Raw genomic sequence first — 16,723 nt, 5'->3', positions numbered from 1 at the left:
GGGTGGCTTGGCTGCCCCCACCGCACATGTGACGAATGACAGAGCAATGGGACCTTATGCGGATTTTCTGGCGGCGCTGAAAGCGGATGGGTTCGAGGGAGATCTCTCGGATGAACGCTCCGAGCGTCAGGTCCTGGCGACGGACAATTCGATCTATCAGGTCCTGCCCGACATCGTCGTCTTTCCAAGATCCGTTCAGGATCTCCAACGCATCGGCAGGCTTCTCGCCGAGCCTCGTTTCGAGGACATCGTGCTGCGCCCGCGCGGCGGCGGCACCGGCACCAACGGCCAATCGCTCGGTCATGGCGTGGTCGTCGAGTTCTCGCGCCATCTCACCGGCATTCTGGAGATCAACGTCGAGGAGCGCTGGGCGCGGGTGCAACCCGGCGTGATCAAGGACAGGCTCAACGAAGTGCTACGGCCGCACGGCCTCTTCTTCGCGCCCGAGCTGTCGACCTCCAATCGCGCCACGATCGGCGGGATGATCTCCACCGACGCCTGCGGCCAAGGGTCCTGCCTCTATGGCAAGACGTCGAACCACGTTCTGGAGCTGAAGGCCGTTCTGGTGGGCGGCGAGGTTCTCGAAACCAAGCCCCGCACGGCCCAGGAGATCGCCACCCTCGAAGGCCACGAGGGAGACATCCTGCGAACCCTCGAGCGGGTTGCGCGCGACAACGCCGCGCTCATTGCGGAGCGCTTCCCCAAACTGAACCGCTCGCTGACGGGCTACGATCTCGCGCATCTGCGCGATGCGGACGGGCGCATCGATCCCCGCGCCGTTCTCTGCGGCTCCGAGGGCACGCTTGCGATGCTCGCCGAGGCCAGGATCAACCTTGTCCCGATCCCGAAGGTCTCGCAGCAGATCAACGTCTTCTATGACGACTTTCAGGCGGCCCTGAAGGACGCCCGGGTCCTGGCCGGCCTCGGCGCAGCCGCCGTCGAGACCGTCGACAGCCGCGTGCTGGGCCTCGCCCAGGCGGATCCGGTCTGGGAATACGTCTCCGCCTTCTTCCCCGATGCCGAGGCCACGGGCGTGAACCTCGTCGAGTTCACCGGCGATGACGAAGCATCCGTCAAGGCGCGGATCCAGGCCGCCCTGACGCGGCTGCGCGATCCGGCGGACGGACGCCGCGGATACACCCTTGCGCGCGGGAGCGACGTCGCCAGGATCACGGAGATGCGCAAGAAGGCCGTGGGTCTCCTGGGCCGCACCGCAGGCAAGCGGCGGCCCATGCCCTTCGTGGAGGATTGCGCCGTTCCCCCTGAGAACCTCGAACCCTTCATTCGAGAGTTCCGCGCGGTGCTGGATGCCGAGGGGCTGCAATACGGCATGTTCGGCCATGTCGATGCGGGCGTGCTGCATGTGCGCCCCGCTCTCGATCTCATCGATCCGGCGGAGGAGCCGCTCATACGCCGCGTGACCGAGCGCGTCGAGGCGCTGGCGCGCCAATACGGCGGTCTGTTGTGGGGCGAGCATGGCAAGGGCGTGCGTTCGGAATTCGTGCCCCAGGTCTTCGGGCCGCTCTACCCGGCTCTCGAGGAGATCAAGCGCGCCTTCGACCCGCGCGACCAGTTGAACCCGGGCAAGATCGCCTCCACCAGAGGAGCGGCGCTTCTCAGGATCGACGGAGTGCCCCTGCGGGGAGCGGCAGACCGCCAGATCCCCGAGACCTTGCGCGCGCAATACGAGGGCGCGGTGTCGTGCAACGGCAACGGCGCCTGCTTCAGCCAAGCGCATCACGAGGTCATGTGCCCGTCCTACAAGGCCACGAACGACCGCCGGAATTCGCCCAAGGGCCGCTCGGCTCTCGTGCGCGAGTGGCTGCGCCAAGGGGGCCCGGAGGGCCGGGCCGATCCCGGCTTCGAGAGACAGGTCAAAGACGCCCTCGACGAGTGCCTCTCCTGCAAGGCCTGTGCGCGCGCCTGCCCGGTGCAGGTGGATGTGCCGCGCTTTCGCGCGCAGTTCATGGAGAGCTGGTACGCCCGCAACCCGCGTCCGATCCGCGATCATCTCCTCGGCGGCCTCGAGCGGCTTTTGCCGTTCGCGGCGGCCTTTCCGAAGCTCGCCAATCTCGCGCTGCGGGGCCCCTTCGCGCCGCTGCTCAAAGGCCTCGGCCTGACCCATGTTCCGGCGCTCCCGAGGGCTCTCGGCCGAGACGATCTTGCAGCCGTCGGGCTGAAGCCGCTGAACCTCGCAGCCCTGCCGCATCCCGACAGGGCCATCGTGATCGTGCCCGATGCCTTCACGCGCTATTTCGAGCCTCACCTGGTGCTCGATCTGGCCTTTGTGATCAAGGCGCTCGGCTTCGAGCCCTATCTCATGCCTTTCCGCCCGAACGGGAAGCCGCTGCACATTCTGGGCCGCCTCAAGGCCTTCGAAAGGCAGGCGCGCCGAATGGGCGCCAGCCTCACAAAACTGTCGGAGGCGGGTTTCACCCTCGTCGGCATCGAGCCTGCCATGACCCTCGCCTATCGAGACGAGTACCGCGATGTGGTCCCCGAAGGCGTCCCGGTTCTGTTGCCGCAACAATGGCTCGCCACGCAGGCGGAGGCCCTGGCCGCTCGCGCGGGGAACAAGGTCCCCGCGCCTATCACCCTGATGCTGCATTGCACGGAGCGCACGCTCCATCCGGGCGGCAAAGGCGAGTGGGCTTCGATCTTCAAGGCGCTCGGGCAGGACGTCTCGATCCCGAACGCGGGCTGCTGCGGCATGGCGGGCACGTGGGGACACGAGGCGCGCAACGCCGGCACGTCAGCCAGGATTTTCGATCTCTCCTGGCGGCGGCATGTGGAAGAGGCGAGTGGGACGATCCTGGCCACGGGCTTTTCCTGTCGCTGCCAAAGCGACATTCAGGCGAATGTGGAGACGCTCCACCCGTTGCAGCGAATTCGGCACCTCATCGACAGCGAGCGCATCGTTTGACGCGGCCCGCTGGGTCCGCACGATGCGCTATTTCTTGTGAAGAGCGTCCCGGTAGAGATTCACGAGTTCCCGCAATCTGGCGTCCTCGTGCATCGCCCTGGATGCTCCCTGGACCAAGGTGGACTGCGGATCCCCCGCTTCGGCGGCTTGCTTCAATCTCTCGATCGCGCCCGTCAGCGCCTGCTCGAATCGCGACGGCAGGGTCATGTCTCTGCCCAAAACGGGATGTTCCTCGGCGAACTCGATGCTCGGGATATCCTCACCCGAACGGCGCGGAAGAGAGGAATCGTGCGGAAGACCGGCGCCTCCGACGACCCGTGCGAGATCCTCATCGGTCAGCGCCGTCAAAGGGTTGTCCTGCGTCATGATTCTGTCCCCCGGGAAGCCACGCGTCTTTATAGCAAAGCTGCCCGCAGGCGCCAGATAGGAAAAAAGATCCTCGCGAGGAGAATCGGCACAGGCGCGCTTCCGGGGAGAGTTCGTCAACTCCGCCGTGCGATCGCCTCAACCAGCGCCAGCGTCCTGCGGGCCATCTCCGCATGGAGCCGTTCGACCATGCGGCCGTTGTGGCTGACGGCGCCCCTGCCTGCATTCTCCGGCGATTCGAACAGGGCGACGATGTCGCGCGCCTTCTCGACGTCGTCGTGCGAGGGCGCGAAGATCTCGTTCGCCGCCGCGATCTGACCGGGATGGATCAAGGTCTTGCCGTCGAAGCCGCAATCGCGACCCTCGGTGCATTCGGCACGAAAGCCCGCCTCGTCCGCCAGGGCGTTGTAGACGCCGTCGAGGATATCGATGCCATAGGCGCGCGCCGCGGCGAGCGCTGTCATGAGCCACGGCATCATCGCTGCACGTCCTGCCTTAAGATGCGCGCGCGTATCCTTGGCGAGATCGTTCGTGCCCATGACGAAGCAGGCGAGGCGCGACATGTCGTCCTGCGCCACCGCCGCGATCGCCTGCGTCTGCAGGATCGCGAGCGGCGTCTCGATCATGGCCCAGATTCGGACTTTTCCGGGCGCGCCGAGCGCATGCAGACGCCTGCCTGCGTCCAGCACGTCCTCGGGCGAGGAAACCTTGGGAAGGAGGACCGCGTCGGGCGCGGCCCCAGCGGCAGCGGCAAGATCCGCCTCGCCCCAGGGCGTCTTGAGGTTGTTGATGCGGATCACGAGTTCCCGCGAGCCGTAGCCGCCCTCCTTCACGGCGGCGCACACCGCATCCCGCGCCTGCGCCTTCAGGTCGGGCGCAACCGCATCCTCGAGATCGAAGATCACAACGTCGGCGGGGAGCGTCTTGGCCTTCTCGACGGCGCGGGCATTGGAGCCCGGCATGTAGAGGGCGCTGCGGCGGGGACGGATCGCGATCATGATGGCTCCTCGTTGCGCCATCGGTTCTAATCGGGTGCGATGGCGGACGCAAAGGGAGAGCAGACGATGTGGGTCGCGGGCGTGGACGGCTGCCGGGCCGGTTGGATCGCGGTGTTCATGCAGGTGGGCCGTCCCGACTCGGCCCGGATCACCGTCGCCGCGACCCTTGCCGCCATCATCGATGCGCCGGAGCAGCCGGTCATCGTCGCCGTCGACATGCCCATCGGCCTGCCCGAGCAGACGAAGGGATCCGGCCGGATGCCCGAACAGCTCATCCGCCCGCTTCTCGGGCAACGGCAATCGTCGGTCTTCGCCATTCCCTCGCGACGGGCGGTCTATGCGGAGGATTACGGCGAAGCCTGCGCCCTGGCGCTCGCCACATCCGACCCGCCGCGCAAAGTGTCGCGGCAGGGCTTCGGCATCTTTCCCAAGATCCGCGAGATCGACGCGCTGCTGCGGGAAAGGCCCGCCCTGATGGCGAGCGTCATCGAAGTGCATCCCGAACTCGCCTTCTGGGCGCTGAACGGCAGAAGGGCTCTCGACCAGCCCAAGAAGGTGAAGGGTGTCCCCTTCGAGCCCGGCATGCGCCTGCGGCGCACGCTTCTGACGCGGTCCGGACTGCTGGCAGACGCGCTCGTCGCTTCTCCTTCCCCAAGGGGAGCCGCGACCGACGATCTGCTCGATGCACTGGCAGGCTTGACCGTGGCGCTTGATCTCGCGACAGGTGGAGGTCAATCTTTTCCCGATCCGCCCGACCGTGACGCCCACGGCCTGCCGGTTGCCATCTGGACACTCAGAAGCTCGCCATGACGATCACCCGCACCGATATCGAAGAAGCGCATGCCCGCATCGCTCCCCATATCCGCCGCACCCCGCTCCTGAACGTGCCGGGCGCTTTCGGACACCAGGGATTGGTGAGCCTGAAGCTGGAATTCCTGCAGCATGTAGGCTCCTTCAAAACCCGAGGCGCCTTCAACACGATCCTGTCAAAAACGGTCCCTGCCGTAGGGGTCGCGGCGGCCTCCGGCGGCAATCACGGAGCGGCGGTGGCCTATGCCGCACGCCAGCTCGGCGTGACGGCCCGCATCTTCGTTCCCGAAATCTCGAGTCCAGCGAAGATCGCCGTGATCCGCTCCCACGGAGCGGAAGTGGTGATCGGCGGCGCCCGTTATGCCGATGCGCAGGATGCCTGCGACCGCTACGTCGCCGAGAGCGGCGCCCTGCGCATCCATCCCTTTGCCGCCGAGAGCACCATGGCCGGCCAGGGGACGGTGGGTCTCGAATGGGAGCAGGACGGCCCCGCCCTCGACACGGTTCTGGTGGCGGTCGGCGGGGGCGGGCTCGTCGGCAGCATCGCGAGCTGGTGGGCGAACCGCGTGAAGGTGGTGGGCGTTGAGCCCGAAGGCTCGCGCGCGCTCCATGCGGCCCTGCAGGCCGGAGGGCCGGTCGACGTGGAGGTGGATTCGGTGGCGGCGGATTCGCTCGGTGCCCGTAACACGGGCGACCTCGTCTATCAGGTCTGCAGCCGGACGGTGGACCATGTGGCGCTCGTCGCCGACGAGGCTATCCGCGACGCGCAGCGGGTCCTCTGGCGCGACTACCGCATCGCCACGGAGCCCGGCGGCGCGGCCGCACTGGCGGCATTGATGTCAGGGGCTTATAAACCCCAGACCAGCGAGAGGGTCGGCGTTCTCCTGTGCGGAGCCAATGTCGAACTCGCCAAGCTCGCCGAACTGACCCATTAACAGCCAAGGAACCACCCATGTTTCCCCAGCGCCTCACCGACGGCTACCGCTCCTTTCTCGACGACCGCTTTCCGCGAGAGAAGGGTCGCTTCGAGGCTCTTGCGGAGAAGGGCCAATCGCCGGAAATCATGGTGATCGGATGCTGCGACAGCCGCGTCTCGCCGGAGGTGATCTTCGATGCGAGCCCGGGCGAACTGTTCGTGGTGCGCAACGTCGCGAACCTCGTGCCGCCTTTCGAGACGGGAGGCGACTTTCACGGAACCTCGGCGGCGCTGGAATTCGCCGTGCAGGCGCTTCGCGTGAAGCACATCGTGGTGCTCGGCCATGCCCGGTGCGGAGGCGTGCGCGCTTTCGCGGACGACACCGCGCCCTTGTCGCCGGGCGATTTCATCGGCCGCTGGATGTCCTTGATCAAGCCTGCGGGAGAACGCCTCGGCCCCCCGAACGGCAGCCTCGACGAGTATCTGCCACGCCTCGAACTGGCTGCCGTCGAAAACAGCCTGAAGAATCTGATGACCTTCCCTTGCGTACGCATCCTGGTGGAGCGCGGAAAGCTCCAGCTTCACGGTGCTTATTTCGGCGTGGCCACGGGCGTGCTGCTGGTGCGCGACCCTGAAACCGGGGAGTTCAAGCCTGCCGTCAATGAGATTCCCGCGCACGTGTCGATGTTCTCCGCGCGCGATGCGGGACCGCTTTGACAGGTTGACATCCGTCACCGCGTGACATGCTGCCGCCGCGGCGGCCAACACGGAACGATCGGCTTCGCGCCGGGTTCACCGACAACACGGAGGTCATGTCGGGAGTCGATCCGTGTTGCGTCGCGGCAGGACTCATTTGGGCACCCGTGCCATCGCCGTCGCCAGTCTCGTCTGCGGATTGCATGCCGCATCCCTGCCACTGGGCGCGCAACCTTTGCGATTGCCTGCCGATCAGCCGCAAGCCGACACCGGTTTCGGCGAGCGGTATTCTCCCGGCATGCGGGCCCAGCCGGTTTTCACGCGTCCCGACGTCCAGGAACTGATCGCCTCCCTGCCGCCTTCGGCCCATCCTGCCAGCCCCTCAGCCGCCGGTGCGGAGCCCGAATCGCAGCCTCCGGAGAGCACGGCTTCCGTCGAGGTTCGGAAGCCGGGCCCTGAGAGCGCCGCAGCCGTTCCGGGACCACAGGCGGAGCCCGATCTCCCTGTGCCTCCCTACCCTCCTGATATCGACATCGCCTCAAGCCCCCCATCGACCGAGGCTGCGGAGACCGTTCGCCCCCCTCCGACGCATGTTCCGAAAAACCTGGCTGCGAAGCACGGTAGCCCGCGGCACAAGGGCAAACGAGAGACGGCGCGGAGCATGGACGTCGAGGTCACGTCGTCGATCCGCAGGAGAAGAGCCAGACCTGAGACAACCGCCCGCACGGTCAGTCCCGCCCCCTCCTCCTGCCCGACAGGAACCCCGTGCGTCTCGCAGCAGCAGACCGTCGCCATCTTCTTCGGCTTCCTTGCAGGGGCTCTCCTCGGAGGGCCGATCGGCGCCCTTGCGGGCGGGGCGTTGGGAGCTGCGGCGACAGCCGAGGCTCCGAAGAGAACGAATTCCGGCCAGGCCGCAAGGCCGTAGCCGCATGAGGCTGTTCCCGGCCAGCGGCTCTGTCACTTCGTCCGGATTGCCTGGACGTGGCCTTGCGTGAGCGGTGTCCGGCCCGTTGGCATCGGGCCTCACCGATGCCCCTGGCTCGGCCGCACTTTACTTCCCGAGCCTAGAACATTCCGCGGCAATAGGAATTTTGACTTAGCTTTGACTTTAGGAGGGGCTGCTCGTCCATTGACGGTTTATTGATATTATATAACGTATAAATCTAGCTATCTTTGCAACATTGATCGTGAGCCCCCGCCATGACTATCGTCTACGTGTCGGATACCCAAACAGAGACACAATACATCAGTTCGGGCGATCACCTCGTCATCACGCAGGCGGGACTCGTCTTCAATCCTTACAATGACCTCGCCTACGCGGTCACCTACTTCGAATTCAGCGATTACTCCGCCGTCTCCGTGTTCGGACAGATCTCAGGGGCGATTGCCGGCATCAACTTCTCCAACCAGTACAGCACGGCGTTCATAGGCTCCACGGGCATCGTCCATGGCGGCGAGAGAGGCATCGACATCGGCAATACAGGCCGGATCCTCAACAACGGCCAAGTGCAGGGCGGCCGGGTCGGGATCTTCGCGGTCTATTCCGATGTCGCGATTGCCAACAGCGGCACGATCTTCGGAGAGATCGGCATACAGGGCCTGGCGTCCCTCGATGTCGACCGGACGGAAATCAGGAATACCGGCACGATCGTCGGCATCACCCACGGCGTCTGGCTCGACAACAACAGCCGGACGACCAATGCGGGCACGATCGAAGCGATCGGAGGACCGGGAAGCATCGGCGTGCTGTTGGGCACGAGGGCCCCCGTCTTTGGCATTCCCGCCTCCCTGGCAACGTTCACCAATACGGGAAGTGTCATCGGCGACACCGCTGTTCAGGGCGGCGCCGGACGAGAGGTGATCCGCAACGGCGGCACGATCGAAGGCAACATCAATCTTCTCGGAGGCAACGACATGTTCGACGGGCGCGGCGGCATGGTGATCGGCATGATCGAACTCGGTGACGGCAACGACACGGCCTATGGCGGCGATGGGGATGATACCCTGTCCGGCGGCGATGGTGACGATGCGCTTTACGGCGAGGGCGGAAACGACGTTCTCGATGGCGGCAATGGGAACGATACGCTCGATGGCGGCGCGGGCATCGATGAAATGGCGGGTGGTATTGGCGACGACACCTACGTCGTCGACGAAGGCGATTGGGTAAGGGAAGCGGCCGGGGAAGGAAACGACACGGTGCGCGCATCCGTTTCCTTCACACTCGAAGCAAATATCGAAAACCTCTCCCTCACGGGAACGGAAAACCTGTTCGGCATCGGCAACGATCTCGCCAATGTCATCACAGGCAATGCCGGCGACAATACCCTTGATGGGCGCGAGGGCGCCGATACGCTTGCAGGCGGCGCGGGCGACGACATCTACTTTGTCGATGACGCAGGCGATGTCGTGATCGAAAGCGAGGGGGAAGGAAACGACGGGGTCGTTGCATCCGTTTCCTTCACGCTTAGAGCCAATGTCGAAAACCTCACCCTCACGGGAGCCGCCGACATCACCGGCACCGGCAACGCTCTTGCCAATGACATCACCGGCAATGCCGGCAACAACACCCTCGACGGCGGCACAGGCGCCGACACGCTCGCAGGCGGCATGGGCGACGATACCTATATCGTGGACAATGCGGGCGATGACGTTGTCGAGAGCGCCAATAGCGGCCTCGATACGGTCCAGGCCTCCGTCAGCCATGTGCTTGTCGCCAATGTCGAGCGCCTTGTCCTGACCGGAACCGCCGACATCGACGGCACCGGCAATGCGCTTGCCAATGACATCACCGGCAACGGTGGCAACAACATCCTGGATGGCGGCGCAGGCGCCGATACGCTTGCCGGCGGGCTCGGCGACGACACCTACGTGATCGACAATGTCAGTGACGTCATTCTCGAGAACGCCGGCGAAGGGCGCGACACCGTCCTGGCATCCGTATCCTTCACGCTTGGCGCTTACCTGGAGCATCTCGTTCTGACGGGGTCGAACGACCTCATCGGCACCGGCAACGATCTTGCCAACACCATTACCGGCAACAGCGGCAACAACACCCTGAATGGCGCGGCGGGTGCCGATACGCTGATCGGAGGTCTCGGCAACGACACCTACGTGGTCGACGATGCGGGTGATGTGGTCGTCGAAGAGGCCGATTCCGGCAACGATCTTGTCCTGGCCTCTGTCTCGTTCACCCTTGACGCCCATATTGAGCGCCTGACGTTGAATGGGCCCAATCATATCAACGGCACGGGGAACGACCTCGCCAACACCATCCGAGGCAATAGCGGCAACAACGTGCTCGATGGCGGCGCGGGCGCCGACACGCTCTCGGGCGGGCTCGGCAATGATACCTATATCGTCGATGATGCAGGAGATGTCGTTGTCGAGAGCACCAATGCCGGCTTGGATACAGTCCGGGCTTCCGTCGGCTACACCATCGGAGCAAATGTCGATTATCTCGTTCTGACCGGAACCGCCGATATCGATGGCACCGGCAACGCTCTTGCCAACGCGATCACCGGCAATGACGGCAACAACGTTCTGAATGGCGGCGCAGGCGCCGATACGCTCGCCGGCGGGCTCGGCGATGACACCTATATCGTCGACGATCCGGGCGATCTCATCAGTGAGAATGCAGATGAGGGAACCGACACCGTCCGCGCTTCCGTTTCTTTCAATCTCGCGCTGTCTTCCAATTTGGAAAATCTCGTCCTGACAGGAACAGGTGACATCAGCGGCACTGGCAATGCTCTGGCCAACGCGATCACGGGCAATGCCAGCAACAACGTCCTCGACGGCGGCGCCGGAGCCGATACGCTTGCAGGCGGGCTCGGCAATGATACCTACATCATCGATGACGCAGGCGACGCTGTGATCGAAAGCGAGGGGGAAGGAAGCGACGGGGTCGTCGCATCGATTTCCTTCACGCTCGGAGCGAATGTCGAAACCCTCTCCCTCACGGGCACGAACGACATCAGCGGCACCGGCAACGGGCTCGCCAACGCGATGACAGGTAACAGCGGAGCCAACGTCTTGGATGGCGGCGCGGGCGCCGACACGCTCGCGGGTGGCGCGGGTGATGACACCTACGTCATCGACGACGCAGGCGACCTCGTGATCGAGAATGCCAATGCCGGCCTCGATACGGTCCAGGCCTCCGTGAGTCATGTGCTTGCCGCCAATGTCGAGCGCCTCGTCCTGACCGGAACAGCCGATATCGGCGGCACCGGCAATGCACTGGCCAATGACATCACCGGCAATGACGGCAACAACGTCCTGGACGGCGGCACAGGCGCCGACACGCTTGCCGGCGGGATCGGCGACGATACCTACGTCGTCGACAGCACAAGCGACGTGATCATCGAAAACGGGAGCGAGGGATCGGACACGGTGATCGCCTCGGTCTCCTACACCCTGGCAGGCGATGTCGAAAATCTCGTTCTGTCGGGCACGAACGACATCAGCGGCACCGGCAACGAACTCGCCAATGTCATCGCGGGCAATGCCGGCAACAACACTCTCAATGGTGGAGCTGGCGACGACACTCTGGATGGGGGGAATGGCCTCGATACGGCCGCCTTCTCGGGGTCCAGGGCGAACTATGCCATCGTGAGACATGCTGACGGCACCGTGACCGTAACCGATACCCGTGCCGGCGGCGACGGGCAGGATACCTTGCGCAACATCGAGTCCCTGCTGTTCACGGATGGAGCGATTTCCCTCTCGCCCTCTTCGCCGACGGCACCCGTCGTGCAGGGCACAACCCGCTCGATCGATGAAAACGCCGATCCGCATACGGCGGTCGCCGTGGTGCAGTCGCCGAATGCCACGGCGGGCGAGGTGGTTTATTCCCTGGTCGCCAATCCCGGAAGCAAGTTCGCGATCGACCCGGCGAGCGGAGCGATCACGCTCGTCGGCGCAATCGATTACGAGGCAGGGCCGAACGAGGATCCGGACCTGCAGACCGAGTTCGGGGGCACGCCCCAGGAGCGCAAGTTCTACGTGCTCACGGTGAAAGCCACCGAGACCGCAACCGGCTGGGAGACGGGGGCGACGACCCTCAGGGTTTATGTCAACAACGTCAACGAGGCGCCGACCGGACTGTCGTTCTCCGACGGAACGGCGGCAGCGACGATCCGCGAAGATGCGTTCGACGGGACCGTCATCGGCACCCTTGCGGCGCTCGACCCCGATGGCGACACCGATCTCGTCTACTCGTTCGATGCGAGCGGCAGCGGCGGCACGAGCGGCAACGGCAATGCCGGAGGCCGCTTCAAGATCGAGAACGGCCAGCTGAAGGTCGCGGCCTTGACGGATATCGCGAACACCGAAACCTACACGGTCACGATCAAGGTGACCGACAGGAATGGAACCGGACGCTCGACCTACAAGGATTTCCTGATCACCGTGAATCCGGCGCCAGGAGGCGGCGGCGGGAGCAGCAATGCGCCTCCGGTGATCGGCAACGCGGGAAGCGCGGGAAGCGCGGAGGCACCCGTCATCAAGGCGGTCCTGGATACGCAAACCGCCAAGCCGTTCGAGAGCGTGATCGTCACGGATCCCGACAGCGCAACGGTGACCGCGACCATTGCACTTGACGATATCGACAAGGGCGCCTTCATCCTCGCGAACCCAGAGGGCTTCGTCTACGATGCGCAGGCTCACGTCTACATCATGACCGGCAGCGTCACGGATGTTCAGACCGCGTTGCGCAGCCTCGTGTTCGACCCGAGGGACCGGCCCAATGCGGCCGTCGGCGACGTGGAGACCACAACCTTCACCCTTACTATCACGGATCCGCAGAACGGTCAGGCGAGCAACAGCTTCGTCAAGGTCGAAGCATCGGCGGCCAATCGAGGCCCCGCGGACTTGACCCTGACAGGAAGCCTCGCCGTCGCGGAATACGCCATAACCGGGACCGTGGTCGGGGACCTCGCCGCGACCGACCCGAACAATGGAGAGCAGTTCACTTACACGCTTCTCGACGATGCCGGCGGCCGCTTCAAGATCGTGGGCACGCAGCTGCTGGTCGAGCAGGGCTCACGGTTCGATTTCGAACAGGCCAGGATGCACACGGTCAAAGTCCGGGCGGACGACGGGCACGGCGGTTTCGTGGACCAGGTCTTCACCATCGGGGTCGTCGATGTCCTCCGGGAAATCACCTCGGGTACGCTTGGAAACGATGTCTTCAAGGCCGGCAAGTACAACGACAGGCTCTCCGGCAACGCCGGCAACGACCAGCTTTTCGGCGGAGCCGGCAAGGACATTCTCAAGGGCGATGCGGGCAACGACACGCTCTGGGGCGGATCGGGCCTCGATACCCTGACCGGCGGCAGAGGCAAGGATGTCTTCGTCTTCGACACCGCGCCCAACCAGAAGACAAATCGCGACAAGATCGCCGATTTCAACGTGAAGGACGATACGCTCTGGCTCGACAACAAGGTCTTCGCCAAGCTCGGAAAGGGCACGCTCACGAAGCCGGGCAAGCTCAACAAAGCGTTCTTCGCGTTCGACGCGGCCAAGGACAAGAACGACTACCTTGTCTACCACAAGGATACCGGCGTGCTGGCCTATGACAAGGACGGCTCCGGCGCGGGCAAGGAAGTCGCGATCGCCATCCTCAAGAAGGGCCTCAAGATGACGGCCGCCGACTTCATGGTGATCTGACGAAATTTGACGAAAGGCGATGCGGCGTGGGATCCCGCGCCGCGATCGGAAACCGGCGGGAATGCGGCATCAGCCCATTCCCGCTTTTTTCCTGGTCCGCGACCTGCTTCCTCCCCTTCAGGAGGCCGCGATTGCCTCGGCTTCGGCCATCTGCACAGCGTTCAGCGCCGCACTCTTGACGCAGGTTGCCGGAAACGCGCCGGAAGGACGAAGCCGTCCGCGCCCCCCATCCTCGCGAACGCAGGAAATGGAAGGAGCATCATTCCCCGTTGCGTGCGGGAGGATGACCCCGATATCCCGTGCTGAGGCGATGATGTCCTCAAGGTCGAAGCCGGCGAGGAACAATGGCTTGAATCACAAGCGCGTCGGACGATCGTCGGATGCCCTAGAGCCGTTTCCCCTTACATGGAATCAGTTCTTTTCTTTGCCTTCATTTTGGGCGGTGAACCGGATCCACGTCGCCGAAAAAGGCTCTAGAAGGGACGGCCCGAACTCAGCATTTCATGGACGCTGTAGGTCATGATCGCGAGGGTGGCGGTGAGACCGAGATAGAGCAAGCCGTATTCCACCCGCACCTTGTTGGGCACATCGTAATAGGCGCGGTTTTCCTCTGCATTCGGATCGAAATTCCATGCACGCCAGACCTGGGGAGCAGCAAGGATCGCGACGATCAGGAGTCCCGGGCTCGGGCGATAGAGCAGCAGGGCCAGCATCATCGGCGCCCCGAGAAGCCAAATGCGGGGGGAGAGGATGGATGTGATGCGTCCGCCGTCCAGCGGCGGCACGGGCAGCAGGTTGAACAGGTTCAGGAAGAAGCCCGAATAGGAGATCGCAAGCAGCAGCGTGCTTCCTGTTCGAAGCGCCCAGAAATAGACCGCGAATGCGCCGAGTGCTCCCAGGAACGGACCCGCGATGGCCACATGCGCTTCGGTCTCCACATCCACGGGCATGTCCTTCATCTCGATCCAGGCGCCGATGAACGGAATGAAGGTTGGCGCTCCCACGGCCAGCCCTCTCTGCCGCGCGGCGAAGTAATGACCCATTTCGTGAACGAAGATGAGCCCGACGAATCCCGCCGCATACCACCAGCCGAACACCCAGGCATAGGCCACGACCGACAGCAGCATGGTGCCGCCGGTGGTGAACAGCTTGCCGAACTTGAGCCCGGTGAAAAGGAGCAGGAGCAGTTTCATCGTCTTCGGCTTCAGGCTTCCTTGCGCCTGAACAGCTTCATCACCGCCCCACCCAAAGCCAGCAGGCCGAGGATGATGACCTTGGCGAATTTGGCCGCGAAAGCGGCGATCAACGCGAAGAGACCGAGCTTCTTGGCGGCTGCGCCCGCGACCAGGGCCGCGAGGCCGTATTCGGCCACGTGATCGGTGGCGGCGTCGAAGTCGCCATAGGCCTTCCCGCTCACGTAACCGATCGACGCCAGAAGCTGCTGCGCAAGCTTCTTCTCGGCCTCGATCTGCCCGGGCGTGGTGATGAAGTTGAGGCTCACATAGCCTTCGCGGCCCAGCACATAGGTGTTGTAATTGACGCTGGCCTCTTCCTCCTTGCCGCCCTTTTCAACGGCAAGCGCCGACCAGACCAGACGGTGCGTGTCGGCCTGGTAGACGGGCTTTTCCACCCAGCCCTTCAGCACGAGCTCGGGAAAGCCGCGAGCCACGCGGTCCTTGTTATCCTCTTCCGTTCCCTTGCGCAGTTCGTCGAGGAGTTCGTCGACGTTCCAGTTCTTGGCGTCATCATCCTTGATGTAGCCCGACTTCACGAAGCGCATCGTCGCGATCCATTCCTCGTCACCGGCGGGAACGATCATGCCGATCAGATCGGAACTCGGCGTGTTGCCGAAGGAGCGCAGAAGCTCGCCGGCCTCAGGCTGCGGGATGAAGACGAACCCCTCCGGCAGGCTGACCTGGACCTGGCTCGCAAGCGGCACCAGGGCCGGTCCTTTATGAGCGACCTTCTCCGCCTTGCTCCAGGCCGCCTGCTGCTGCTCGACGATGGCCGGGCTCTGCTCGGCATGGGGTCGATCGGCGAGCGCCCCCGCAAGGCCGATCAGCAGGACAAGGGCAATGAGGGATGTGAAGCGACGGGCCATGTGATTCTCAACGAAATAACATTTCTATAATTGTGCCGTTTTTGCTCCCGTTCCGCAATATGAAAAAAGGCGGCCTCCGGCCGCCTTTCAGAACAACATCCAGCTTGAAGAACTCAAGCCGCCTGCTTCTTCGCCTTCAGCAGGCCGCGATTGGCCATGGCCTCGGCGATCTGCACGGCGTTCAGCGCCGCGCCCTTGCGCAGGTTGTCCGACACGCACCAGAAGGCGAGACCGTTCTCGACGGTGATGTCCTCGCGGATGCGCGAGATGTAGGTGGCGTCTTCGCCGGCCGCCTCGTGGGGCGTGATGTAACCGCCGGGCTCGCGCTTATCGACGACCATAACGCCGGGTGCCGCGCGCAGGATCTCGCGGGCCTCGTCCGCCGTGATCGGCTTCTCGAATTCCACGTTCACCGCTTCCGAGTGGCTGATGAAGACCGGCACGCGCACGCAGGTTGCGGTGAGCTTGATCTTCGGGTCGAGAATCTTCTTGGTCTCGGCCATCATCTTCCACTCTTCCTTCGTGTAGCCGTCCTCCATGAACACGTCGATGTGCGGAATCAGGTTGAAGGCGATGCGCTTGGGGAACTTCTTTTCCTGCACATCCTGCAGCGAATAGAGCGCCTTGGTCTGGCGGTCGAGCTCGTCCATGCCGTCCTTGCCTGCGCCGGAGACCGACTGATAGGTCGAGACGACCACGCGCTTGATGGTGGCGCGGTCATGAAGGGGCTTCAATGCCACGACGAGCTGCGCGGTCGAGCAGTTCGGGTTGGCGACAATGCCCTTCTTGATCTCGCGCAGGGCTTCGGCATTCACCTCCGGCACCACCAGCGGCACCTCCGGGTCGTAGCGCCAGGCCGAGGAGTTGTCGATCACCACCACGCCCTGCGCGGCGATCTTCGGCGACCATTCCTTGGACACCTCGCCGCCGGCGGACATGAGGCAGAGATCGACATCGGAGAAGTCATAGGTGTCGAGCGTCTTCGTCTTCAGGGTCTTGTCGCCGTAGGACACTTCCGTTCCCTGGCTGCGGCGGGAGGCCAAAGCCACCACCTCGTCAGCCGGGAACGCCCGCTCCGCCAGAATGCTCAGCATTTCGCGGCCCACATTGCCGGTCGCACCGACGACGGCGATCTTGTAACCCATTGGACTTCTCCTGTTATCGCTCTCCCCGGGACTTGTCATAAACCCTATTCGGGTGTCGCCTCTCGCCCCGACGGGAGAGAGGACCGGGGACGACGAGGCTTA

General features: G+C 64.1%; 11 protein-coding genes. 6 read left to right on the top strand and 5 right to left on the bottom strand.

Annotation, left to right across the window (positions count from 1 at the left end; genetic code table 11):
- The first annotated feature begins 46 nt into the window (after positions 1-46).
- Positions 47-2,923 (top strand): FAD-binding and (Fe-S)-binding domain-containing protein, encoded by a 2,877-nt coding sequence (locus tag ACS5Q0_RS01950; RefSeq protein WP_473124906.1) that lies wholly within the window; start codon positions 47-49, stop codon positions 2,921-2,923.
- A gap of 27 nt (positions 2,924-2,950) precedes the next feature.
- Here the strand turns inward: ACS5Q0_RS01950 and sctX are convergent, their stop codons facing one another.
- Together sctX and ACS5Q0_RS01940 are read right to left on the bottom strand one after the other, a co-directional pair.
- A complete protein-coding gene (sctX, locus tag ACS5Q0_RS01945) occupies positions 2,951-3,289 on the bottom strand; it encodes a type III secretion apparatus assembly protein SctX (RefSeq protein ID WP_473124905.1) in 339 nt (112 codons plus the stop codon).
- A 116-nt stretch (positions 3,290-3,405) separates the two neighbouring features.
- A complete protein-coding gene (locus ACS5Q0_RS01940; protein ID WP_473124904.1) occupies positions 3,406-4,287 on the bottom strand; it encodes an HpcH/HpaI aldolase/citrate lyase family protein in 882 nt (293 codons plus the stop codon).
- Between the two features lie 39 nt (positions 4,288-4,326).
- On the opposite strand from ACS5Q0_RS01940, the gene ACS5Q0_RS01935 reads away from it, so the two are divergent.
- From ACS5Q0_RS01935 to ACS5Q0_RS01915, 5 genes are all read left to right on the top strand, one after another.
- Complete coding sequence (locus ACS5Q0_RS01935; protein ID WP_473124903.1) at positions 4,327-5,097, top strand: DUF429 domain-containing protein; 771 nt, start codon at positions 4,327-4,329, stop codon at positions 5,095-5,097.
- On the top strand, positions 5,094-6,032 hold the full coding sequence (locus tag ACS5Q0_RS01930; protein ID WP_473124902.1) for a threonine/serine dehydratase: 939 nt from the start codon (positions 5,094-5,096) through the stop codon (positions 6,030-6,032). Before ACS5Q0_RS01935 ends, ACS5Q0_RS01930 begins: the two co-directional genes overlap by 4 nt.
- A 17-nt stretch (positions 6,033-6,049) precedes the next feature.
- Entirely contained in the window at positions 6,050-6,730 is a 681-nt protein-coding gene (locus tag ACS5Q0_RS01925; protein ID WP_473124901.1) for a carbonic anhydrase, read from the top strand.
- Between the two features lie 136 nt (positions 6,731-6,866).
- Entirely contained in the window at positions 6,867-7,634 is a 768-nt protein-coding gene (locus tag ACS5Q0_RS01920) for a hypothetical protein (RefSeq protein ID WP_473124900.1), read from the top strand.
- 275 nt (positions 7,635-7,909) lie between these two features.
- The gene (locus ACS5Q0_RS01915) at positions 7,910-13,375 is read left to right on the top strand and encodes a beta strand repeat-containing protein (protein ID WP_473124899.1); all 5,466 of its coding nucleotides are present in this window, start codon (positions 7,910-7,912) and stop codon (positions 13,373-13,375) included.
- Positions 13,376-13,848: 473 nt separating this feature from the next.
- On the opposite strand, the gene ACS5Q0_RS01910 is transcribed toward ACS5Q0_RS01915, so the two are convergent.
- The 3 genes from ACS5Q0_RS01910 to ACS5Q0_RS01900 form a co-directional block, all read right to left on the bottom strand.
- Complete coding sequence (locus tag ACS5Q0_RS01910; RefSeq protein ID WP_473124898.1) at positions 13,849-14,568, bottom strand: site-2 protease family protein; 720 nt, start codon at positions 14,566-14,568, stop codon at positions 13,849-13,851.
- Between the two features lie 11 nt (positions 14,569-14,579).
- Entirely contained in the window at positions 14,580-15,476 is an 897-nt protein-coding gene (locus ACS5Q0_RS01905; RefSeq protein WP_473124897.1) for a DUF2167 domain-containing protein, read from the bottom strand.
- Positions 15,477-15,589: 113 nt separating this feature from the next.
- Entirely contained in the window at positions 15,590-16,621 is a 1,032-nt protein-coding gene (locus tag ACS5Q0_RS01900) for an aspartate-semialdehyde dehydrogenase (RefSeq protein ID WP_473124896.1), read from the bottom strand.
- Positions 16,622-16,723: the final 102 nt, after the last annotated feature.

It is taken from the genome of Microvirga sp. HS2, assembly GCF_055792805.1.
This window is presented reverse-complemented; position numbering and strand designations above follow the sequence as displayed.